The organism is Jeotgalicoccus sp. WY2 (assembly GCF_018437745.1).
GTDB classification, from domain to species: Bacteria; Bacillota; Bacilli; order Staphylococcales; family Salinicoccaceae; genus Jeotgalicoccus; species Jeotgalicoccus psychrophilus.
The window spans coordinates 2,066,075-2,088,845 of sequence record NZ_CP049818.1; the positions used below are offsets into that span (position 1 = coordinate 2,066,075).

28 protein-coding genes, 6 pseudogenes and 1 riboswitch are annotated in these 22,771 nt (G+C 40.3%); of the genes and pseudogenes, 26 read left to right on the plus strand and 8 right to left on the minus strand.

What is annotated here, in order from left to right; genetic code table 11:
• The 4 genes and pseudogenes from sufB to G4D76_RS11995 all read left to right on the plus strand — a co-directional run bounded on the left by sufB (nt 1) and on the right by G4D76_RS11995 (nt 4,817).
• Nucleotides 1-1,398: a Fe-S cluster assembly protein SufB gene (gene sufB, locus G4D76_RS11980; RefSeq protein WP_213809989.1), complete on the plus strand. Its 1,398-nt coding sequence runs from the start codon at nt 1-3 to the stop codon at nt 1,396-1,398.
• A 196-nt stretch (nt 1,399-1,594) separates the two neighbouring features.
• A pseudogene (locus tag G4D76_RS11985) lies at nt 1,595-2,973 on the plus strand (YfcC family protein).
• 103 nt (nt 2,974-3,076) lie between these two features.
• A complete protein-coding gene (locus tag G4D76_RS11990; RefSeq protein WP_213809990.1) occupies nt 3,077-3,628 on the plus strand; it encodes a thioredoxin family protein in 552 nt (183 codons plus the stop codon).
• Nucleotides 3,629-3,767: 139 nt separating this feature from the next.
• A complete protein-coding gene (locus G4D76_RS11995) occupies nt 3,768-4,817 on the plus strand; it encodes an aldose epimerase family protein (protein ID WP_213809991.1) in 1,050 nt (349 codons plus the stop codon).
• Here the strand turns inward: G4D76_RS11995 and G4D76_RS12000 are convergent.
• Genes G4D76_RS12000 through G4D76_RS12015 form a run of 4 tightly spaced genes read right to left on the minus strand, consistent with a single transcriptional unit; the run spans nt 4,807 to nt 5,944 of the window.
• Entirely contained in the window at nt 4,807-4,995 is a 189-nt protein-coding gene (locus G4D76_RS12000; protein WP_213809992.1) for a hypothetical protein, read from the minus strand. The genes G4D76_RS11995 and G4D76_RS12000 overlap by 11 nt on opposite strands.
• Nucleotides 4,992-5,414, minus strand: a complete 423-nt coding sequence (locus tag G4D76_RS12005) for an ROK family protein (protein ID WP_213809993.1) — start codon at nt 5,412-5,414, stop codon at nt 4,992-4,994. Before G4D76_RS12005 ends, G4D76_RS12000 begins: the two co-directional genes overlap by 4 nt.
• A complete protein-coding gene (locus G4D76_RS12010) occupies nt 5,383-5,646 on the minus strand; it encodes an ROK family protein (protein WP_213809994.1) in 264 nt (87 codons plus the stop codon). Before G4D76_RS12010 ends, G4D76_RS12005 begins: the two co-directional genes overlap by 32 nt.
• 22 nt (nt 5,647-5,668) lie before the next feature.
• Nucleotides 5,669-5,944 carry a winged helix-turn-helix domain-containing protein gene (locus G4D76_RS12015; RefSeq protein WP_213809995.1) on the minus strand — a complete coding sequence of 92 codons (276 nt, stop codon included), beginning with the start codon at nt 5,942-5,944 and terminating at the stop codon, nt 5,669-5,671.
• A gap of 133 nt (nt 5,945-6,077) precedes the next feature.
• Between G4D76_RS12015 and xylA the strand changes: the two are divergent.
• From xylA to xylE, 4 genes and pseudogenes are all read left to right on the plus strand, one after another.
• Nucleotides 6,078-7,379, plus strand: a pseudogene (gene xylA, locus G4D76_RS12020) (xylose isomerase).
• A gap of 189 nt (nt 7,380-7,568) precedes the next feature.
• A complete protein-coding gene (locus G4D76_RS15400; RefSeq protein WP_305794292.1) occupies nt 7,569-7,991 on the plus strand; it encodes an FGGY family carbohydrate kinase in 423 nt (140 codons plus the stop codon).
• 33 nt (nt 7,992-8,024) lie between these two features.
• Nucleotides 8,025-8,876, plus strand: a complete 852-nt coding sequence (locus G4D76_RS15405; RefSeq protein WP_250129977.1) for an FGGY-family carbohydrate kinase — start codon at nt 8,025-8,027, stop codon at nt 8,874-8,876.
• 20 nt (nt 8,877-8,896) lie between these two features.
• Nucleotides 8,897-10,338: pseudogene (gene xylE / locus G4D76_RS12030) on the plus strand (D-xylose transporter XylE).
• 56 nt (nt 10,339-10,394) lie between these two features.
• On the opposite strand, the gene G4D76_RS12035 reads toward xylE, so the two are convergent.
• Genes G4D76_RS12035 through G4D76_RS16210 form a run of 4 tightly spaced genes read right to left on the minus strand, consistent with a single transcriptional unit; the run spans nt 10,395 to nt 12,767 of the window.
• On the minus strand, nt 10,395-11,264 hold the full coding sequence (locus G4D76_RS12035; protein WP_213809996.1) for a DMT family transporter: 870 nt from the start codon (nt 11,262-11,264) through the stop codon (nt 10,395-10,397).
• Nucleotides 11,265-11,312: 48 nt separating this feature from the next.
• Nucleotides 11,313-12,071: an ABC transporter permease gene (gene fetB / locus G4D76_RS12040; protein WP_213809997.1), complete on the minus strand. Its 759-nt coding sequence runs from the start codon at nt 12,069-12,071 to the stop codon at nt 11,313-11,315.
• Nucleotides 12,071-12,541 carry an ABC transporter ATP-binding protein gene (locus tag G4D76_RS12045; protein ID WP_256440485.1) on the minus strand — a complete coding sequence of 157 codons (471 nt, stop codon included), beginning with the start codon at nt 12,539-12,541 and terminating at the stop codon, nt 12,071-12,073. The genes fetB and G4D76_RS12045 overlap by 1 nt, the downstream gene beginning before the upstream one ends.
• 37 nt (nt 12,542-12,578) lie before the next feature.
• Complete coding sequence (locus G4D76_RS16210; RefSeq protein ID WP_256440486.1) at nt 12,579-12,767, minus strand: ATP-binding cassette domain-containing protein; 189 nt, start codon at nt 12,765-12,767, stop codon at nt 12,579-12,581.
• A 49-nt stretch (nt 12,768-12,816) separates the two neighbouring features.
• Here G4D76_RS16210 and G4D76_RS12050 point away from each other — a divergent pair.
• From G4D76_RS12050 to G4D76_RS12120, 18 genes and pseudogenes are all read left to right on the plus strand, one after another.
• Nucleotides 12,817-13,664: pseudogene (locus G4D76_RS12050) on the plus strand (DUF72 domain-containing protein).
• 11 nt (nt 13,665-13,675) lie between these two features.
• Nucleotides 13,676-13,810, plus strand: coding sequence for a hypothetical protein (locus G4D76_RS17135; protein WP_371814486.1), 135 nt, complete (start codon nt 13,676-13,678; stop codon nt 13,808-13,810).
• Nucleotides 13,811-14,165: 355 nt separating this feature from the next.
• Nucleotides 14,166-14,795, plus strand: coding sequence for a TSUP family transporter (locus G4D76_RS17140; protein WP_371814693.1), 630 nt, complete (start codon nt 14,166-14,168; stop codon nt 14,793-14,795).
• Between the two features lie 20 nt (nt 14,796-14,815).
• Complete coding sequence (locus G4D76_RS15415) at nt 14,816-15,220, plus strand: bifunctional UDP-sugar hydrolase/5'-nucleotidase (protein ID WP_250129979.1); 405 nt, start codon at nt 14,816-14,818, stop codon at nt 15,218-15,220.
• 146 nt (nt 15,221-15,366) lie between these two features.
• The gene (locus G4D76_RS15420) at nt 15,367-15,819 is read left to right on the plus strand and encodes a 5'-nucleotidase C-terminal domain-containing protein (RefSeq protein WP_250129980.1); all 453 of its coding nucleotides are present in this window, start codon (nt 15,367-15,369) and stop codon (nt 15,817-15,819) included.
• A gap of 44 nt (nt 15,820-15,863) precedes the next feature.
• Nucleotides 15,864-16,030, plus strand: a riboswitch (Lysine riboswitch).
• Between the two features lie 73 nt (nt 16,031-16,103).
• Entirely contained in the window at nt 16,104-16,769 is a 666-nt protein-coding gene (locus G4D76_RS17145) for a Na+/H+ antiporter NhaC family protein (protein ID WP_213809998.1), read from the plus strand.
• Between the two features lie 16 nt (nt 16,770-16,785).
• Nucleotides 16,786-17,541, plus strand: a pseudogene (locus tag G4D76_RS15425) (Na+/H+ antiporter NhaC family protein).
• A 193-nt stretch (nt 17,542-17,734) separates the two neighbouring features.
• Nucleotides 17,735-18,070 (plus strand): YutD family protein, encoded by a 336-nt coding sequence (locus G4D76_RS12080; RefSeq protein WP_051239074.1) that lies wholly within the window; start codon nt 17,735-17,737, stop codon nt 18,068-18,070.
• A 74-nt stretch (nt 18,071-18,144) separates the two neighbouring features.
• Nucleotides 18,145-18,573, plus strand: a complete 429-nt coding sequence (locus G4D76_RS12085; protein ID WP_213810000.1) for a DUF86 domain-containing protein — start codon at nt 18,145-18,147, stop codon at nt 18,571-18,573.
• Complete coding sequence (locus G4D76_RS15430) at nt 18,563-18,787, plus strand: HAD family hydrolase (protein WP_250129981.1); 225 nt, start codon at nt 18,563-18,565, stop codon at nt 18,785-18,787. Before G4D76_RS12085 ends, G4D76_RS15430 begins: the two co-directional genes overlap by 11 nt.
• Nucleotides 18,784-19,200 carry an HAD-IIA family hydrolase gene (locus tag G4D76_RS16220; RefSeq protein WP_256440487.1) on the plus strand — a complete coding sequence of 139 codons (417 nt, stop codon included), beginning with the start codon at nt 18,784-18,786 and terminating at the stop codon, nt 19,198-19,200. The genes G4D76_RS15430 and G4D76_RS16220 overlap by 4 nt, the downstream gene beginning before the upstream one ends.
• Before the next feature lie 44 nt (nt 19,201-19,244).
• Nucleotides 19,245-19,325 carry a hypothetical protein gene (locus G4D76_RS16225; protein WP_256440586.1) on the plus strand — a complete coding sequence of 27 codons (81 nt, stop codon included), beginning with the start codon at nt 19,245-19,247 and terminating at the stop codon, nt 19,323-19,325.
• 100 nt (nt 19,326-19,425) lie between these two features.
• A complete protein-coding gene (locus G4D76_RS12095) occupies nt 19,426-19,953 on the plus strand; it encodes a biotin transporter BioY (protein WP_213810001.1) in 528 nt (175 codons plus the stop codon).
• 93 nt (nt 19,954-20,046) lie between these two features.
• Complete coding sequence (locus G4D76_RS12100; protein WP_026859969.1) at nt 20,047-20,289, plus strand: NifU family protein; 243 nt, start codon at nt 20,047-20,049, stop codon at nt 20,287-20,289.
• A gap of 61 nt (nt 20,290-20,350) precedes the next feature.
• Entirely contained in the window at nt 20,351-20,596 is a 246-nt protein-coding gene (locus tag G4D76_RS12105) for a DUF1450 domain-containing protein (protein WP_213810002.1), read from the plus strand.
• An 88-nt stretch (nt 20,597-20,684) separates the two neighbouring features.
• A complete protein-coding gene (locus G4D76_RS12110; protein WP_213810003.1) occupies nt 20,685-21,044 on the plus strand; it encodes a HesB/IscA family protein in 360 nt (119 codons plus the stop codon).
• A gap of 114 nt (nt 21,045-21,158) precedes the next feature.
• Nucleotides 21,159-22,383: pseudogene (locus G4D76_RS12115) on the plus strand (NAD(P)/FAD-dependent oxidoreductase).
• A 70-nt stretch (nt 22,384-22,453) separates the two neighbouring features.
• Entirely contained in the window at nt 22,454-22,771 is a 318-nt protein-coding gene (locus tag G4D76_RS12120) for a YuiB family protein (protein WP_213811052.1), read from the plus strand.

The following is a 22,771-nucleotide window of genomic DNA, read 5'->3' on the forward strand; positions in this document are numbered from 1 at the left end:
ATGGTTAAGCAAGCACCCGAAATTGGCGATTACAAATATGGTTTCCACGATAAGGACGTCTCTATTTTCCGTTCTGACAGAGGATTAACTGAAGAAATCGTCCGTGAAATTTCAAATATGAAAGAAGAGCCGCAGTGGATGCTGGACTACCGTCTAAAATCATTGCAGCATTTCTACGACAGACCAATGCCTTTATGGGGCGGAGATTTAGGAGAATTAGATTTCGACGAAATCACGTACTACGTAAAGCCGTCTGAACAAACTGAACGTTCATGGGATGAAGTGCCTGAAGAAATCAAACGTACATTTGATAAATTAGGTATTCCTGAAGCTGAGCAGAAGTATTTAGCTGGGGTTTCAGCTCAATATGAATCAGAAGTTGTTTATCACAATATGGAGAAAGATCTTGAAGATCAAGGCGTTATATTCAAAGATACTGACTCTGCATTAAAAGAGAACGAAGAATTATTTAAAGAATACTTCGGAACTGTCGTTCCATTTTCTGATAATAAGTTCTCTGCATTGAATTCGGCTGTATGGTCGGGCGGATCATTCATTTACTGCCCTCCAGGCGTTAAACTGGATACACCATTACAGGCGTACTTCCGTATTAACTCTGAAAATATGGGTCAGTTTGAACGTACTTTAATCATCTGTGATGAAGGTTCAAGCGTACACTATGTTGAAGGTTGTACTGCACCGACATATACGACAAACTCACTGCACTCTGCTGTAGTTGAAATTATCGTTAAGCGTGATGCATACTGCCGCTACACAACAATCCAGAACTGGGCAAACAACGTTTACAACCTGGTAACAAAACGTACTTTCGTTGATGAAAACGGAACTATGGAATGGGTTGATGGAAACATCGGTTCTAAGATTACTATGAAATATCCGGCTATCTTCCTTAAAGGTGAAGGTGCACGCGGTATGACATTATCAATCGCTTTAGCAGGTAAAGGACAATTACAGGATGCCGGTGCGAAAATGATTCACTTAGCGCCAAACACATCTTCTACAATTGTTTCTAAATCAATTGCTAAAGGCGGCGGTAAAGTATCTTACCGCGGTCAGGTACACTTCGGCAGAAAAGCACACGGTGCACGTTCTAACATCGAATGTGACACGTTAATTATGGATAACGAATCTACTTCAGATACGATTCCATACAACGAAATCTTAAATGATAACATCTCTCTTGAGCACGAAGCGAAAGTTTCGAAAGTATCAGAAGAGCAGTTATTCTATTTAATGAGCCGTGGACTTGGTGAAGAAGAAGCGACAGAAATGATTGTTATGGGCTTCATCGAACCATTCACAAAAGAATTACCGATGGAATATGCAGTAGAAATGAACCGTTTAATCTCGTTCGAAATGGAAGGGTCAATCGGTTAATACAGTTTAATATATTGAGAACCGCCGCATTTATTTGCGGCGGTTTTTTTGGTATTTAAGTAATAATTGATGTATTATTGAAAAAATTCTAATAAAAGGTGTATAAAGTTTTTTATAGGGTATTTGAATTAGTATAATTTCAGGGGTGATTATATTGGGAGAAGGTACAAATGTAAAAGGCAAGAGCAGTAAGGATATCAGTCAGAAGTTTCCGCATACATATGCGATACTGCTGTTCATCGTAATTTTAGGGGCAGCACTGAGCTACATAGTTCCTGCAGGTGAGTATGAGCGGGTAGAAGTGGATGACAGAGTAGAAGTTGTTGGTGGAAGTTACCACAGTGTTGAACAGAATCCTGTTTCTATTATGGATTTGTTCATGGCAATTCCTACCGGATTAAATGAAGCAGCCAATATTATTTTCTACATATTTCTAATTGGCGGTGCTTTTGGTGTTATTCGTGCAACAGGTGCACTGGAAGCAATTATTCAAAACGTAATGAAGAATGTTCAAAAAAATGAATTTATGCTGATACCGGTAATTATGACAGTATTTTCTGTCCTTGGTTTTACAACAGGTATGGCTGAAGAAACTATTATCTTCGTGCCAATCGGTATTATGCTGGCGGTTGCATTAGGGTATGATGCAATGGTTGGAACAGCTATGGTAACGCTAGGTGCTGCTGCCGGTTTTATCGGCGGGATGTTTAATCCTTTTACAGTCGGTATCGCACACGGCATAGCTGAACTGCCGATATTTTCAGGATGGGGCTTCCGTCTGATTGTGTATGTTTTTGTATTATTAGCAGGAATATTATTTGTAATGTCCTATGCTAAAAAAGTTAAAAAAGATCCAAAACGCAGTATTGTTTACGAAGAAAGTCAGACTGGACAGCTGAACTTTACAGATGATGCACTGGAACTGACAGAATTGAGAAAACGTCATATATTAATTGTTTTTTTATTCGTACTGACTATTGCAATTAACGTCTATGGTATTTTTGTCCATGGATGGTTCTTAACGGAACTGGCGGCTAACTTCTTTATCGTTGGTATAATTATTGGTTTCGTAGGCGGCTTGAAATTGAATGCTGTATTCGATGCATTTATCGACGGCATGAAGATCGTTGTTTACGGCGCTATTATTGTCGGGTTTGCGAGAGCAATTTTAGTTGTGCTCGAATCAGGTTTGATTATAGATACTATTATTTACAGTATGAGTGCTATGCTGGATAACGTGCCAACAGCGCTGACAGCAGTCGGTATGCTGGGAGTGCAAGTTATCATTAACTTCTTTATTCCTTCGGGATCAGGGCAGGCAATGACAACGATGCCGATTATGATACCGCTATCCGATCTTCAGGGGATACCGCGTCAAGTTGCAGTTCTGGCTTACCAGTATGGAGATGCAATTACAAACAGTATTATTCCAACATCTGCATCATTAATGGGTGTACTTGCTATAGCAGGTATTCCATATATTAAAGGGTGAAATTTGTTTGGAAACTGGTATTAATTTGGCTGCTTATCGCGGCTATTGCTTTAGTCGTTGCAACATTAATTAACTTACAGTAAAATTTTTTAAGAAGACAGTAACAGTGAATGGTATGTAATATTTGTATCATCCAACTCTAAGGACTTGTAATAAGGATAACAACTTAAAAAGGCAGGGAGATAAATGGATAACTTACAAGTATTTTATGACATCGCTTTAACGCCGGATGAGTATCGTGAAAAACTTACAGAATTAAAAGACGGGTTCGATAAAATTTATAATGAACACGAAGTAACGAAAGATAATGAATTTGAGAACTTCAAAAATAGTGAGATGGTGCTGCTCGTTATTGCTGAACCATGGTGCGGTCACTGCATGCTTAACCTTCCAATTCTGTTTAAACTCGCAGAAGAAGCTGGCATTGACGTAAAAGTGGCACTGCGTGATGATAATGAAGAACTGATGAACGCTTACTTAACTAACGGCAACAAAGTCATTCCGAAAGTCATTGCGATTAACAAAGAAGAAAAAGAAGCGGCAGTATGGGGTCCGCGTGCACCAATGACGGCAGTCATTCAAAAAGATATTATGAAAGATATGCCTGAAAAAGGTACAGAAGAATACGATGCAGCATTTAAATCTGCTATCACAGAAATGAAAGAAAAGTTCAAAACATCTCCTGAATTGTGGGATGCTGTTGAAAAAGATTTAAAAGAAACATTAGCTGTAAAATAATATTAGAATTCCTCTAAAGTAAACTTCTTTAGAGGAGTTTTTTAATTTCAATATTTAATAACGAATCCCTATGCTAAACTATAAATCGTAATTAAGATGTTTTAATTTGTAAACAGTAAATGCGACGGGGGATGTTATTGTGATACGTAAAGAGCACGATAAAGGAATCATAGAATATATTCTTAAGAATAATAACGGTACGACTGTAAAATTAATCAATGTCGGATGCAGTATTACAGAAATACTTGTTCCCGATAAAGACGGGAAATACAGCAACGTTGTCTTGAGATATAAAACTCTGGAAGAGTATTTCAGAAACGAACATTTCCTTGGATCTGTGATTGCACCTGTTGCCGGAAGACTCGAGAATGCGGAATTAACCATCGATGATGAAGTATATTCATTCAATCCGAATGAGGGACAAAATCTTCTGCACAGTGGTGAGTTGAATCCATATAACAAAATCTGGGACAGCTCTATAGAAGATGATAAAATCGTTTTTCAATATAAGATGGACGACGAATATCCAGGCAGTCCATTGTTCAAAGTCATATGCAGCCTGAGTGAGGACAATGAATTGAAGCTTGAATATGAAGTCAGTGCTGAGTCGGAAAGCGCAGTGGCTCCGACCAATCATACTTACTTTAATCTGGGGAGTGAAGATACAAGAAATCACCTGGTCAGAAGCAATACCGAAAGTTACCTTAAGATGAATGAGGAGCTGATTTCGGAAAGTGCGGAGAAATGTGAAGGACTGTTCGACTTGAAAAATGGGCGTTTGTTCAGCGATGTTTTTGCAGCTGATGACGAACAGATTGAGATTGCGAATGGCGGTTTTGATCACTATTTTATTTTTGAAAAAGATGATAAGTCCGTAAATATCACGGATAAGAAGAGTGGGCGAACAATGAAGGTGACGACTACTTTCCCCGGTATGGTGCTGTACACAGGCAATAATTTGGATGAGAGTGTTGTTTTGAAAGACCGGAAGGCTCAAAAATACGCCGGGTTTTGTGTTGAAACACAATGCTTACCGGCAGCTTTGAAATTACTTCCTGATCAGGAAATCAGCATAGATAAAAAGAATACATATAAAAAGAAACAGTATTCAGTTTTAGTACAGATAGATAGAAAAAATAGAGTCTGCTCAAATTTTGAGCAGACTCTATTTTTTCTAATTAATTATTAACGGTGTACCGGTCCCGATAAAGATATTTTCTAGTGATAACAAAGCCCATTCCTTCGATTGTTGCATGGCTGTCTTTGTCTGCGAATAAAATTTTAGTTCCCTGAATCTCATCGTATATATTTAAGTAGTCTTTAAGGTGTCTGAGCTTGTTGCCGATGATGATGTAATCCGGACTCAACGCCCGTGCGACATTCTCCAAACCTGTATGTATGATGACAATTCATTAATAGCCTCAAGTGCTATTGCGTTGTTATTTTCCAGTTCCTCCAGAACTCTGGTTATATTTTTTTCCATGGTCAGACCTTTTCTCTCGAGAGAATCATAGAATGCCTGTTCTGATGCATATGTTTCCCAGCATCCTTTTCTCCCGCAATGGCATTGTCTGCCATTTTCGACAATAACATTATGTCCGAATTCTCCGGCTAGCCCCATTTTTCCTCTGTAGAGATTACCGGAAATGATAATTCCTGTACCGATTCCGATACCGGCACTTACGTAGACCAGATTTTTATTTTCCGGATTATTAACATGATTCAATGCCCCGAGCGCACCTGCGTTTGCTTCGTTAAATATTAATAGGAATACCCTCGAATACATCTTTGAATTCTTTAGCCAGGTCGATATTTTTCCAGCCGAGGTTTGGTGCGTGAATAATCATTCCTTTAATATCTACAGTTGCAGGAACTGCTACAGCAACTTCGATAATATCTTTTGTGTGGATTTTGAGTTTTTTAATAGCATGATTAAAAGAATCTCTAAGCATTTCTGATATTATTCCCGTATCATTCTTTTTTTCAATCCTTTGTGTAAAAACATCATCGAGTCTCATATTCATCACTGTAAAGTAAATATCACTGCCGCCGATTTATTCCGACAATATATTTTGCATCCGGATTAAATTTCAGTAATTTTGGTTTCCTGCCGCCGCTGGATATTCCGTAACCAAGGTCAATAATCAGGTTTTCATTGAGCAGCTCGTCAGTAATTTTTGATACTGTCGCTTTGTTCAGACCTGTCTGTTTAGCCAGTTCAGCTCTTGAAATCATCTCAGTCGATGTGAGCAGTTTCAGAATTTTATTCGTATTGAATTGTTTAATGGATTGCTGGTTAACTATACTTTTATTCATAGCGCTCTCCTATGTCTGATTAGATGAGATTTCTTCAAAGTATAGCACAATTTTAAAATATCGTTTGACAGCGATTTCAAATAGTTGTATTCTTTGTTTAATCAATAAACAAAGTATTTCAGGAGGAACAATAATGACTTATTTCAATCAAGAACAAATCAGCTATGAAGGACCATATTCAACTAATACTATGAGTTTCAAATACTTTAACCCGGAAGAAGTAATCGGCGGTAAGACAATGGCTGAGCACATGAAATTCAGTGTGGCTTACTGGCATACCTTCACTGAAGATCTTTCTGACCCATTTGGAGGCGGCACTGCAAAACGCGACTGGAATCATCTTGAAGGCATGGACAAAGCGAAAGCAAGAGTAGAAGCGATGTTCGAACTGCTTGAAATACTGAATGTTGAGTATTTCTGTTTCCACGATGCAGATATTGCACCTGAGGGAAAAAACTTAAAAGAAACAAATGACAACCTTGATGAAATCGTTGCACTTATCAAACAAAAGATGGATGAAACAGGCAAGAAACTGCTTTGGAATACAGCGAACAACTTCTCACATGAGCGTTTTGTACATGGTGCGGCTTCTTCTTCAAATGCAGATGTATTTGCCTATGCAGCAGCTAAAGTTAAAAAGCAGCTTGATATCGCTAAAGAACTTGGCGCAAGCAGCTACGTATTCTGGGGCGGACGTGAAGGATACGAAAGTCTTCTTAACACAAATATGAAACTTGAAACAGACAACCTGGCACGTTTCTTCAAATTAGCTAAGGCTTATGCAGATAAGATTGGCTATGAAGGACAGTTCCTGATTGAACCTAAACCGAAAGAGCCGACATCTCACCAGTACGATTTTGATGTGGCAAGCGGCCATGCATTCTTACAAAAACACGGTCTGGAAGATGTATTCAAATTCAATATCGAAGCTAACCATGCAACACTTGCAGGTCACTCTTTCCAGCACGAACTTAGATATGCACGCGACAACGATATGCTTGGTTCAGTGGATGCTAACCAGGGTCACCCGCTTCTTGGATGGGATACTGATGAATTCCCGACAGATGTGTATGAAACAACTATGGCAATGTACGAAATTCTTAAAAACGGCGGACTTGAAAAAGGCGGGCCTGAATTTCGATGCGAAACCGAGACGTACTTCATTCGAACAGAAAGATCTTATTCTTTCGCACGTAGCAGGAATGGATTGCATTTGCACTTGGACTTCGTGTGCATATAAGATGATTGAAGATAACTTTTTGAAAATATTGTTGATTGAAAAATATAAATCTTACATGAAGGTATCGGACGTCAAATTTTAGATGGTGTGAAACAAGCCTTGAAGAACTCGAAACGTATGCTTTAATAACAGTGAAATTACAAATACTTCAGATCATCTTGAATGAGTAAATCACAAATCAATCAGATATTCTAATATCAACAGAGGTGTCTAACATTGGAATACGTAATTGGCATTGATATCGGCACGAGCGGATGAAAAGTATTATAGTCAGCGCGGGTGAGAAGTCGTCAAAAGTGACAAAGTTAAATATGATACCATTCATGAGAAAACGGGATACAGTGAAATGAATCCTGAAGACTGTATGAAGCGGCAATTGGAAGTCTGAAACGCATGCTTGAAAGTGAATATGGCAGCAAAGTTACAGGAATCAGTTTTTCCGGACAGATGCACGGCCTGGTTATCATCGACAAAAACGGTGAAGTAGATCACCGGCAATACTCTCGGAATGATACGAGAACATCAGAAGAGTGCAGGGAAATCATCACGGGCATCGGTCTCGACAACCTGCTTGGTCAGGTTCAGAATACAGTTCTCGAAGGTTTTACACTGTCTAAACTGATGTGGATTAAAAAGAACGAACCTGAAAACTTTAAATCAATCGATAAATTCATGATGCCGAAAGATTATGTGATTTACCGTCTGACAGGCAATGTTTTTGCAGAGCCTTCTGACGCAGCCGGCACAGTAATGTTCGATGTGAAAAGGGCGAATGGTCAAAAGCCCTTCTGGATCAGCTCGGAATAGATAAAAATATCTGTCCTGAAGTGATTCCTTCACATGGTAAATCAGGCATTCTTAACAAAGATGTTTGATGTGGAGCAGGATATTTCAATCTATCAGGGTGGGGCAGATAATGCCTGCGGTGCTCTGGGAGCCGGTATTACTGATTCAACGAGACAGCTGGTCAGTATCGGTACATCCGGTGTGGTTCTGTCTTCTGAGGAAGAAGATGATTACATGAACGACGGCTCAGTACATTACTTTAACCACTGTGTCAGCGGTCAGAATTATGTAATGGGTGTAACATTATCAGCTGGATACAGCCTTCAGTGGCTGAAAAAAATGCTTGGTGATGATCAAACATTTGGTGAATTCATGCAGGAAGCAGAAACATCACCGCTTGGAGCGAAAGGACTATTATATACTCCATTCCTTCTCGGTGAAAGAACGCCGTACAACGATGCAGAAATCAGAGGCAGCTTTATCGGACTTGATGCGAATACGAATGCTGCCGACATGAAGAGAGCGGTTATCGAGGGGATTACTTTCTCTCTTAACGAGAGTATTGAAATTATGCGTAAAAACGGCAAGAATATCAGCCGTATTGTTTCTATCGGAGGCGGTGCAGGGAACCGTCAATGGCTGCAGATGCAGGCGGATATTTTCGATGCAGAGATTATGACGCGTACTGAAGAACAAGGACCTGCCTTTGGAGCCGCAATGATTGCAGCTGTCGGTGAACAATGGTTTGAAGATTTTTCAGTAGTTACTGAGGAATGGATTGATTACAAAGAGACATTCAGTCCAAACAATGAAAACAAAGTGCAATATAAGAAATTATTTGAATTATACAGAGAAGTTTATGAGAAGACACAGGGGCTCACAAGCAAATTATTAGAATTTAAATAAAACTTTGGGGGTGTCATGTGATGGGACCACATTATAATGTGAAGTTTTTAATCACGATGACGTTAATTGCAACACTGGGAGGATTGTTATTCGGATATGACACAGCTGTTATATCCGGAGCGGAACAATCTCTTCAAAAGTACATAACAGCCGACTATAATTCATTCATACACGGGGTAACAGTATCGAGTGCATTAATCGGTTGTGTAATCGGGGGAATTCTTTCAGGTAAAATTGCGGAAAGAATCGGAAGAAAGAGATCACTGCAGCTTGCAGCTGTTCTGCTTGCTGTTTCAGCACTGCTTTCAGCATATCCAGAACTTCTGTTCTTTGAAGTGGGAGAAGCAAGCTTAGGTCTTCTTATCATGTTTAACGTTTACCGTATTATCGGCGGTATCGGTGTCGGCCTGGCATCTGCTGTTACACCGATGTTCATTGGGGAAATGGCGCCGTCAGGAATTAGAGGAACTTGTTTCATGGAACCAGTTTGCAATTATCTTCGGTATGCTCGTAGTTTATTTTGTTAACTACGGCATCGCTTTTGGGGAAACTGCATCATGGATGGAAACTATAGGCTGGAGATACATGTTCCTGACAGAAGCAGTTCCTGCACTTCTGTTCTTCCTGCTGCTGTTCGCAGTACCGGAAACACCAAGATATCTTGCGCTCAACAAACAGGATGATAAAGCGATGGCTGTATTAAACAGAATTTATCATTCTGCAGATCACTCTAAAAAAGTGCTGGCAGATATTGTACAAACACGTAAACTGGAAACAACGAAAAAAAAACACCGTTGTTTGCATTTGGTAAAACAGTGATTATCGTAGGCATTATGGTGTCATTCTTCCAGCAATTTATCGGTATTATTACGTGGCACTTTACTACGCGCCGAGAATTTTTGAAGATCTCGGAGCGGGTGCAGATGCATCGATGGTACAGACTGTAGTAATGGGGCTTGTAAATGTAATATTTACACTTATTGCTATAAAATATGTTGATAAGATTGGAAGAAAACCTCTGCTGATTGTCGGTTCTATCGGTATGGCAATCGGTATGGGCGGAGTCAGCCTGCTGTCAGGGTTTAACGTAATCGGTATATCAACACTGGTATTTATCGTAATATTCACAGCATCGTTTATGATGAGCTGGGGACCAATTGTCTGGGTTGTATTATCAGAAATATTCCCTAACAGAATCAGAGGCGCTGCTATGGCAATTGCAGTTGCGGTACAATGGCTTGCAAACTTTACCATTACTTCATTCTATCCGTACATGATGGAAGTCAGCGGTGCAATGACATACGGGTTCTACGGCCTGATGTGTGTACTGTCAGGACTGTTCGTTTGGAAATTTCTTCCTGAAACTAAAGGTAAAACTCTTGAAGAGCTTGAAAAACTGTGGAAGAAAAAAGAAGATACTTCAGAAGTATTTTCTAACGAAGCTGCAGTCGAAACAAAATAATAAAATTAAAATTCCGTTCTCATTATGAGGACGGAATTTTTTATTGTTCAATTTTTTTACGCTGCTTCAGCTTTTCTCGTACTGATAAATACTCCGACTGCGAGTATTAAAATAATACCTGCAATCTGGTACATGCCGAGACCAACGTTTAACAGGATGACAGACGTCAGCACTGCAGATACAGGTTCCAGCAAACCGAGTATCCCGGCTTCTGTTGAACTGATGTACTTCATGCTCGTAATGTACAAGTAGAACGCGAGCGTTGTTCCTAGCAGTATGGACAATGCCAGTATAATAATCTGCATTGCCGTCCAGTCAAATGAAAAATCAAACACCCATATCGGATGAATGAAGTTCATAATAATACCGCCTGTCAGCATTGATCCGCCGACAAGCTGAAGCGGGTGTATGAGCTGGAGCAGCACTGGTGCATGTAATGTATAGTAGGCGAGTGCAACACCGGATGCGAGCCCGAACATCAATGCAGCTGGCGATACTGCAAGGTTGACCAGATTGCCGTTTGTAGCAATTAGAATAACTCCGATAATCATTGCACCGATTATAAAAGCCTCTGCTCTTGTCCATGGTCTGTATTTCTTTATCACTGCATACAGAATAATATAAATCGGTCCGGTACATTGCAGCACAGTAGCAATAGCAGCATTGCCGTAGCCGATTGCCGCCATAAATGTATACTGCACCATCGTCATGCCGAGGATGGAATATATTGAGAACATGAGCACTGTATGTTTATTCCAGACTGTACGATGTTTCTTCCGGAAAAATAAAGTGTATATAGATAATAGGATAATACCGCTGATCGTCAGCCTGGCTGTAACATACCAGTTAACGTCGACTGGTGTCTCGGTAAATATAATCGGACGCAGTCCCGCCGATACCCCAAAGCGCGGCCCCGATAATAACAAAAATTAACCCTTTAACATGAGCTGAATTTTTCATAGCAATCCCGCCTTTTATTCATTTTTCAAACCCATATATTGCAGACGGCTGTTAAACAGTTTCGGATACGATAAATATCCGACCATAACAGAAGCGGCAGTTGCGTTGGTCAGTATTAAAAATAAAATGAGCAGCTGATACATGACAGCTTCCATCGGCGCGGCTCCACCGATAATCAACCCGCTCATCATGCCTGGAAGCTGGACAAGTCCAATAGTTTTTTGTGATTCTATCGTCGGTATCATACTTGTTTGAATTGCTGATTTTAAACTTCGGGAAACCGCATCTTTCGGCTGCCCGCCAAATGATAAAATAAGCTCTATCATTTCTTCACTGTTTTCAAGTTCATCGGTAAATTTACTGACGAACAATAATGACAGCACCATGCAGTTACCGATAATCATGCCGCTGATTGGAATAATCTGTTCGGGTTCAAAATCGAGAATGCCGAACCCGAGCATAATTGTCATTGAAACAGCTTCAACTGCTGTCAGGGTTAAAATGATTATCCATTTGATACCGGGAATTCGCGTACCTTTTTTAATAACGTTCTGACTGGCAGCACCAATCATTACTATTATCATTAAAATCATGTAAATGCTGCTGTCACTGTCGAAGACAAAAGTCAGTATCAAACCGACAATAAGCAGCTGGACAATAGAACGGACCGAAGCGATAACAATATCTTTCGTAAGCCCCAGTTTCAGTACAACAGCAATAAGAAGAGGAATAATAACAAAGACACCGGAGAGCAGAAGTTCCTGAAAGCCCATTAGCGTTCACCTCTTAAAAATTGCTGGATAACTGTATTCTCTGAACTGTATAATGTATCAATTGAGCCTTGAAGGAGCAGCTTACCATGATTTAAAAACCAGATATCATCGCTGACGCGTTCAGCCTGAGCGAGATCATGTGTAATCCAAATCACAGTCAGCTGATGTTCCTGCTGCAGTTTCATTACCAGCCGTTCAATTTCTCTGACCAGTGTGTAATCAAGACTCGATGTAATTTCATCGAGCAGCAGTACTTCAGGTTTTGAGACGAATGTGCGCGCTAAAGAAATACGGCTCTTTTCACCGCCGGACAGTGTTTTGATTTTACGCGATAAAAATGATTCATCGAGTTCGACCATGCCGAGAAGTCTGGCGGCACGCTCATGACTCAGCTTTTCAAATATTTGCAGCGGCAGATTTAAATTATCGTACACTGTGCCGCTAAGCATCGGCGCACTTTGAAATGCCATGCCGGCTTTTTTCTGAGAGCGGTAATGTCGATGCCGGCTATATCTTCACCGCGGTAAAAACACTGCCGGCATCCGGAGATATCAGTCCGTTAATATGTTTAAGGCACGTTGTTTTACCAGCCCCGCTCGGGCCGATAAAAGTCGTAATTTTATTTTCTCTGAAAGACCCTGTTATATTGTGCAATATCGATTGATAACTGACATTTTGAAAGTCAATAATCTCCATGGTTCAAATCCTCCAATGTAAATGTGCTAAAATGAAGTAAGGTGATTTAATGATTTATATAGGATTGACAGGGTGGGGCGACCACGATTCGCTGTACACCGAACTCTCAAATAAAAAAGATAAATTAATTACATATGCTTCACATTTTTCAATTGTTGAACTCGACTCAACATACTATGCGGTGCAGCGCCAGTCAACGGTGGAAAAATGGTGCGATCAGACACCTGATACCTTTAAATTCGCAGTGAAAGCTCATCAGTTCATGACGGGGCACAGCGACTACAGAGAGCATTACGATTCTATCAAAGATGTCTTTTCTGCCTATAAAGAAATGCTGATGCCTATGTTTCACAGAAATAAACTTGCATTTGTCCTGCTGCAGTTTCCGCCGTGGTTTGACTGCAACAGCAAAAACATACGCTATGTAAAATTTGCAATCGAATTGCTGAAACCTTTTAAAGTCGCAGTGGAATTTCGTAATCAGACATGGTTCCGTGATGATTTTAGAGAACATACACTGGAATTTCTGCATGACAGCCAGGTCATTCACAGTATTTGTGATGAACCGCAGGCAGGAATCGGTTCAGTTCCTTTCGTTAACCGCGTTACGGATGATACAGCATTTATACGCCTGCATGGCCGGAACGTTCACGGCTGGACACAGCAGAACCGTACATCCGAAGAGTGGCGGGACGTGCGTTATTTATACGATTATAACAGACAGGAACTCGAGTGGTTAAAAAAAACAATCAATATACTGCAGCATAAAACGAAAGATATCTATATCGTTTTTAACAATAACTCAGGAGGTCACGCAGCTGGCAATGCAAACAGTTAATCAGCATGCTGAATATAGAATACAGCGGACTCGCGCCGAAGCAGCTGAAACTATTCTAAGGGGCTGGGTCATGGAATTTATCGTGCTTATACTAATTGGTTTACTTTCTTCTATACTGGGCTCTCTCGTCGGTATCGGCGGGGGTGTCATCGTTGTTCCGGCTTTAATGTTTTTTGGGCTGACACTCGGCCTGCTGCGGCAATAACACCGCAGACGGCGGTCGGTACATCGAGTATGCTTTTAATATTTACAGGTATGAGCGCGATGATTTCATATGCGCGAAACAAGCAGGTTGATAAGCAGAATGGTATTCTGTTTTTTAATCGGGTTAATGCCGGGGGCATTTGCAGGCTCATATGCCAGCAGCTTGTTTACAGTTGACAGTTTCAACTTATACTTCGGGATATTCTTAATTTTTATCAGTTTCTCTTAGTAATCAGAAACAAAATTAAGCCGATGAAAGTTTTCCAAAACCCTAAGTATTTAAAAACCTCACCGCGATAAACAGGTATATTTATCACTACGGCTTTCCGCCGTATCTTGCTATTACGATAACATTTATCGTCGGTTTTTATAACAGGCCTTTTCGGTATTGCGGAGGTGTCTTGATGACACCTTTAATGCTGATGGTTTTCCGTATGCCGCCGACAATTGCCATCGGTACGAGTATGATGATGTATTTTTCTCCGGTGTATCGTCGGCATTCGGGCACGTACTGCAGAATAATCGTTTATTGGTATATACTAATGCTCGTACCGGCAGCGGTCGTTGGAGCGACTATCGGTGTGAAAATTAATCAGCGGTTCAGTTCGGATGCTTTAGTTGTACTGCTTCGTACCGTCTTGTTTACTGGGATTATACTTGATTTTACAAACAATTCTTTAAGGAGTGCTCGTATGGAAGTAAAAATTTATCATACTAATGATATACACAGTGCATTACATAATTACATGAAGTTCACGAGCTTCATTAAAAATAAAAGACGTCAGTTCAGAGACAATATGTTTTATGTCGATATCGGCGATCATGTCGACCGTTCGCATCCATATACAGAAGCGACACTCGGAAAAGGCAATATTGAATTGTTGAATAATGCTACATGTGACGTGGCTACGCTCGGAAATAATGAAGGAATCACCCTGACAAAAATCAGCTTAAGCATCTGTACGACGATGCCGAGTTCGATGTAATCTGTGCGAATCTGCGCGAAGTGGGCAGTAAAGAACCGTATTTTAAACCTTACACTATTAAAGAAACAAACGGTATAAAAATAGGTTTTATCGCAGCGACAGTGGAATTTACACCCTTCTATCTGGCATTAGACTGGGAAGTGGCAAATGCTTTTGACTGGATAGAAAAGTATTTACGGGAACTGCAGCCCCAGGTTGATGTTATCGTGATGATGAGTCACTTAGGTATGTACGACGATGAATCACTCGCAAACAAATTTCCTGAAATTGATTTGATTTTATCCTCGCATACGCATCATCATTTTGATAAAGGTGAACGTGTCAACGGTGTGCTGCTTGCAGCAGCAGGCAGATATGGAGAATACATCGGCGAAGTGACGCTTGAATTTAAAGATGGTGAGCTCACCGGCAAAAAGCGGTCCTGATTGAATCGGATATATTATCCCAGGTTGAAAACGATTATTATAATAAAGGTAAAGCAATTTTAAAAAATACTGTCGTAAAAGAAGATGCACTGCCGATCGACCGGAGATTGTATTCAGCAGGACGGTTCAGTTCTCTGCTGGCATATATGCTTAAAGATTTTACTAAAAGCGATGCCGGACTCATTCATACAGGGCTTATAGCAAGTCCGTTTGAAGGCGGCGAACTGACTGAATACTCACTTCATAAAGTGCTGCCGCATGCGATTAATGCAGTCCAGATAGAACTCACGGGGCGCGAAATGAAAGAAGTGTTTACTCAGGCAAACCGACATGAGTATAAAGATGAAATCGTACGGGGACTGGGTTTTAGAGGAGATATTTTCGGCTGTTTCGTTACTGATAATATTCATTATATCCAGTCGGAACGCGAATATTATATCGGTGACGAACTCATTGATGAAAAGAAGAAATATACACTTGGAACACTTGACATGTATACGTTTGGCAGAATTTTTCCGCAGTTCAGATATTCGAAAAAAGAATATATGGTGCCGGACCTGCTGCGAGATATCATAAAAAATTATCTTGAAGCGGTATAGTCTTTTCAATCCTGAATATGCTATAATGTAAAATAATTGAATAAAGAAAAAGTAGAGGTTGCACTTTTCAACAGTAAAGTATTTCAGCAGGCATGCGTTTAGAAAATACTTGAAAGGGGAAAGTGCCGAAGGATAGTACCGGCAGGTATTTGTTCTGGGGTTCAGTTAAACAGGCTGGGCACTGTCAGTTACATGATGCGCTACATTTAATAGATAAATCATAAATGCGTGTACTGTCAGCGTATTTGTGGTTTTTTTTATTGAAAAAATTAGGAGGAAGAAAGATGGAATCATTTTTAAATTGGGAATATATGCCGTTAATCCCGCCCCTGCTTACACTTATTCTTGTTGTAGTAACAAGAAAAGTCGGCATTAGTTTAGGTGCAGGAATTATTACCTCGGCATTTGTTATTGCGAACGGCCAAATTGGTGAATTTTTCACATTGGTAGTTGATTCATTTCTGGCAATATTTATTGAAGACGGCGGTTTGAACACGTGGAATGCATACATATTAATTTTCTTAACACTGCTCGGAATTATGACAGCATTTATGAATATGTCAGGCGGTGCGCGTGCATTTACTAACTGGGCCCTGACTAAAGTTAAATCCCGCCGCGGTGCAGGTCTAATGACCGGAATGCTCGGTATTATCGTTTTTATCGATGACTATTTCAGTGCATTAATCGTCGGTCAGGTTGCAAAACCGATTACCGACAAGTATAAAATTTCAAGAGCGAAACTGGCTTACTTGGTCGATACTACAGCCTCACCGGTAGCGGTGATGTCGCCTGTATCCAGCTGGGGTGCAGGAATTATGGGGCTTACAGCACCGCTTTTAATCGGAGCAGGTATGACGCATATTTCACCGTTCCAGAGCTTTATGTATATGATCCCTATGAACTTCTATGTCATAGCGGCAATTGTTATGATGTTTATCGTTATTTTTTAAGTTCGATATCGGACCGATGCGAAAACAAGAAGAGCTGGCAATTAATGAAGGTATTCTGCGCGATAAGGTACCTGAATTTGCAGAGCAGGATGAAGACCTGCCTGTCCATGAAGGCTCAAGCGCAAGTGCATTAATCGTGCCGATTGCCGGTCTTGCACTGACCGTTATCGTTGCGATGTATATTACAGGCGCAATGGAAGGCGGAGACTGGAGCGTCTTCACTGTAATGGAAAACACATTAATTACACACGCACTGTTAATCGGCGGTATCGCCGGTTTGGTGCTGACGCTGGTTTACTATTTCAAGCAGACGAAAAATGACAATGATTTCAGCGGCAGACATATTCTGCTTGGCATCAAAACAGGATTTCTTGCCATGTTCCCTGCGATGATGGTATTAACATTCGCATGGATGATCGGCGGATTAATCAGTCAGCTGGGCACAGGTGAACTGCTCGGTGCAATGGTTGAAAATTCGAATCTGCCAGTAGTCCTTCTGCCGGCTGTGATATTTATCTGCATGTATTATGGCGCTTGCTACAGGTACGAGCTGGGTTCATTCGGTATTCTGATTCCTGTTGCGGCGAAATTATTATTCACTTGATGCAACTGAGCTCTTTACTGCCTAGTTTGCAGCAGTATTGGCCGGTGCTGTGTTCGGTGACCACTGTCTCCAATTTCCGATTCGACAATTCTGTCGTCTACAGGATCCGGCAGTGATCACATCGTCCACGTTATGACGCATTGCCATATGCGCTTATTTCAGCATTAATCGGACTTGCCGGTTTTATTCATACTGGGAATTACTACGAGTTGTACTATGGGCACTAGCGGGCGTTTTCGGCGGCCTTCTTGTAGTGTTTGTTATCGTTAAATTTATGTACCGCCCGGTAGCTAAACAGAACGCATAATGGTAAAAATTATGCTATCATGGATGTATTAGTTTGATTAAAGGGTGTGCGTCTATGATTACGATTGATCATATGAACTTTGAACTCGTGGAAAATTACCGCGATGCATTTGATGAAGAAATATTTATTGAAAAATACAGCGAACTGCTGAACAAGTATGATTACATCGTCGGTGATGTCGGTTATGAAAAACTGAGGCTTGCCGGTTTTTATAGAAATGGAAAACGTAAAGTGGAACCGGACAAACGGGTCAATGCTATCGAAGAGTATTTAAATGAATACTGCAACTTCGGATGTGCGTACTTTATTTTACGAAAAGTTTCAAAACACGAATTACAAGAACAGACTGAAGAGTCTGATGAAGAAGTTCAGGAAGAGGCCGGGCCGTAATGGACCGGTCTCTTTTTATTATCTGGGCGCAGGCATATGATATGATAAGAGAGTAATAATGATGAGGTGTAGAAATGTATTTTGAGATAAAAAAACTGTTAAACAAGCGTCTCGACTACATTGAAGGACTTGCAGAAACGATTGACACTGAGAATAATCTAGCGCTTGAAAGAGCCTGTCACATGCTTATAGAAGCGACAGTCGATGTAGGTAATATGATTATCGATGCGTTTATATTAAGAGATCCCGGTAACTATCAGGATGTGCTTGATATTTTGGCTCAGGAAAAAGTAATAGGGCCTGAAGATGCAGAGAAGTTTAAAAATACGCTGCAGTGGAGAAAAGAACTGACGAGAAACTATCAGGCAGTGAATCACGAAGCAATGCGTGCAGATTTTAAAGAGAACATCAGTGCTTATAAAGATTTTAAGAAGAGCATTGAATATTTTTACAAAAATGATTCGCAGGCCGTAACGGCATTCAGCGGGGACGATGATGTATAAAGGATATTTAATCGATCTTGATGGCACGATGTTTAACGGTAACGAGGTCATTGATGGTGCTATTAATTTTATCGACCGTTTAAATGTTTCGGGCATTCCCTATTTATTTCTGACGAATAATGCGACCAGACATCCTGAAGAAATTCTTCAAAAGTTTGAGACGATGGGCTTTACAACGACAGTAAATCATATAACACGTCGGCAGCTGCAATGAAAAACTATCTTGAACAGGAATTCAATTCACCGGGAGTATATATAGTCGGGACTGACAGTTTTAAAAACACGCTGACTAAAGATAGCAGTATTGTATTAACTGAGACGGCACCGGATGCGGTCGTTATGGGTCTCGATACATCAATTACGTTTGATAAAATTATTACTGCCTGCCGGCTGATTCAGGAAGGCGCGCGCTTTCTTGCGACAAATCCTGATATAAAGATTAAAACGGATTTTGGTTTTTCTCCTGGGAACGGCTCATTCGTAAAACTGGTCAGTGAAGTTACTGGAGTCGAGCCTGTCATTACCGGCAAACCAAACCGTTATATTTTAGATGGTGCTTTAGCACGGTTAAATTTGCTGCCGGGTGAAGCGGTAATGATTGGTGATAATTACGACACTGATTTTTAACGGGAATTAACGGTGGGCTGGATACGATTCATGTTGGTACAGGTGTGCATTCTAAAGAAGAAGTAATGACGAAAGAAATACCGCCGTCACATGTAATTGATACGCTTTGTGACTGGCAGTTATAAGTTTAAGTAACGCTCTCGTGTTAACCATTTTAAATATTAGGTTAACACGAGGGTTTTTTCCTGTTATGATATAACTAATCAAAATTACAGGAGTAATAATATGAAAACTAAACATCTTGTTTTTGCTGCATTATTTACTGCACTGATTGCTGTCGGTGCACAAATCAGAATTCCTCTTGGCCCGATACCGTTTACGCTGCAGGTGCCGATGGTGCTCCTGGCTGGAATGCTGCTTGGGAAGAAATTGGGATTAATTTCAATTACAGCATATATATTCATCGGCCTGATCGGTATTCCGGTCTTTGCAGGCGCCGGAGGCTTAGGGTCTCTCGTATCACCGTCATTCGGATTTGTGCTCGGTTTCATTCCCGGTGTAGTGATTACAGCTGTCGGCGGCAATGAACATGCGGGACGAATGATTACCTTTACGCTCTTAGGTATGGTGACGATTTATATGCGGTGTGCTTTATTTCGCGTTTATTATGAATACGGTAATCGGAACTCCTATGTCTCTGACGGAATATTAATGGCTGCGGTCGTACCGTTTTTAATTAAGGATGTCATATTAGCCGTGTTAACGGTCATGTTTGCGAAGACTTTAACACAGAGAGGACTTATGCTGGCGTAAAAATAGGACTTTCAAATGATGGATTTTTAAGAGAATTTCTATTATAATGTACTGTATATAGAAAATGCTCATAAATGATTGGAGTGAAGTATAATGGCAGTCAGTCAGGATACAATGTATGAACAAGTTGAAGAAGTATTAGATAAATTACGTCCCTTCCTTCTGCGTGATGGCGGAGACGTTGAACTCGTAGATGTTGAAGACGGTATTGTGAAGCTCAGACTTCTAGGCGCATGCGGAACATGCCCAAGCTCAACGATTACTCTTAAAGCCGGTATCGAACGTGCACTTCTTGAAGAAGTACCAGGTTTTGTTGAAATCGAGCAAGTGTTTTAAATTGCAACTAGAGACGTGACGTCTCTAGTTTTTTTATTTTTTAAGGTGGGGAGCATGACCAATGTATACAATTGTAGAATTTTGCAACGCTAATATGCAAAAGGGAACTCACGATGTGTATGCTCAGCTGGATAAAAATCCGGCAATCGATGTCGTTGATTATGAATGCACAAATAATTGCGGTTTATGCAGTAAAAGTTTTTTCGTTCTCGTAGACGGGGAGATCGTAGCTGCTAAAAATAATGAGCAGCTTCTTGAAAAAACGTATAAACGGATCGATAAAAATAATCAGGCATTTGATGAGTGAACTCATCATTGGTGCTAACGTTTTTCGTATAGTATAATTAAGATATTGAGATTTTTATAACAAAGTATTTAGAACAGGAGTGATTTTTATGTCATCAGTAACACTGACAGAAAGTGCAGCGTACGAAGTTAAAGATATGCTGGAAGCGAATGACATGGTCGACGGTTTTCTGCGTTTTAAAGTTCAGGGCGGAGGCTGTACAGGATTAACTTATGGCATGGCGGCGGAAGGTGAAGCATCGGAAAAGGATGAAGTATTCGAATTTCACGGTGTTAAAATGCTCGTTGCCAAAATGGATCTGCCTGTTGTAGACGGTACTGTGATTGATTTTAAACAGTCGCTTATCGGCGGCGGGTTTACGATTGAAAACCCGAATGCAAGCTTGTCATGCGGCTGCGGTTCCTCATTTAGAACTAAAGCAAATGCGGGAGCTCCGGGAGACTGTTAAAATTAGTGAAAACGCTTGAAATATTAACATATAGTGCTAATATATAAACTGGTATAGAAACTGATATAACAGTATAAAACATATAAACTTATTCGCTGGGAAGGAAAATAAATTATGAGCTATGAAAGAAAAAAAGTCTTAGTACTTGGTGCCGGTTATGCAGGTTTATCTACAGTTAGTAAACTGCAGAAAATTATTGGAGTCCAGGAAGCGGACATTACTTTAATTAACAAAAATGAATACCACTATGAATCTACTTGGCTGCATGAAACTGCAGCAGGTTCAATGAACTGGGAAGACGGCGTGTATCCGATTGCGAAAGTAGTCGATAACATGAAAGTACGTTTTATTCCTGCAGAAGTAACTAAAATTAACCGCGATCAGCAAGTTGTTGAAACAACTCAGGGCGAATTCGAATTCGATACGCTTGTTGTGGCACTAGGATTTGAAAGTGAATCATTCGGCATTAAAGGAATGGACGAATTTGCAACGACAATCGTCAGCCCGGAAACTGCTGTAACGACTCGCGAAGAGATTGAACAGAACTTTATCAAGTATAAAACATCAAAAGACCCTAAAGATCTTTCTATTCTTGTCGGTGGAGCAGGTTTTACCGGTGTTGAATTCCTGGGTGAACTTGTTGAAACTTTACCTGAGCTGTGCAAAATACATGGTATCGACTACAACGACGTTAAAATTACGTGTGTAGAAGCAATGCCTTCAATGCTGCCAATGTTTTCGGATGAATTAACTCAGTACGCAGTTGATTTCCTTGAATCACGCGGTGTTGAATTTATGCTTGGTACTGCAATTGTTGCAGCAAATGAAAATGGTTTCGTTGTTAAAGTTAACGACGAAGAAGTTCAGCTTGAAGCTTCAAGTGTAGTATGGACAGCGGGTGTACGCGGTTCACGTCTGATGGAAGAATCTTTTGAAGGCGTTAAACGCGGACGCATTATCGTTAAAGAAGATTTGACAATTGACGGTTACCCGAATATCTTTGCAATCGGTGACGTAGCAGCTGTAATGAATGGTACTGGCGAAAACGCCCGTCCATATCCGACAACTGCTCAAATTGCAATGCAATTAGGTGAACACACTGCTAAAAATATTAAACTTAACTTAAACGGCGAGAAAATGGCGGCATTCTCTTATGACGATAAAGGAACAGTATGTTCTTTAGGCTCTAAAGATGGAATTGTATGTAGTTTTTGGTGTAGTTTTCGGTCGTGAAATTAAAGGGAAATCAGCATCATTCATGAAGAAAGTCATCGATACTCGTGCAGTTCTGAAAATCGGCGGCGCAGTATTAGGTGCTACAAAAGGAAAATTCCTGTAATTTAAAATTCAGCATTATGCATGGGTATATAATGCCCATGCTTTTATTTTTGGAGGAAATAATTATGGCAATGAATATAGTCCAGCTTTTTATTTCTGTACTGCTGTACTTCGTCTTATTTTATGGGATCAGTTTTATTCTGAACATGATTTTGAAGATGACTTGGATTATGGCGTATGTTTATCCGGTAATTGTGTTATGGATTATCGGCAGAGTATCATTATTTGATTACATAGCAAGTCCCGGTGAATCATTCGGTATTTTATGGGAGAATATCATCGGAATATCAATATATGATGTCGTCATTTTAGGCAGTGGTTTTATCGGAATTATTCTAGCAGGCATGACAATACGCTACTTAAGAAAAGCAGGTTATCAAATGTTTTAG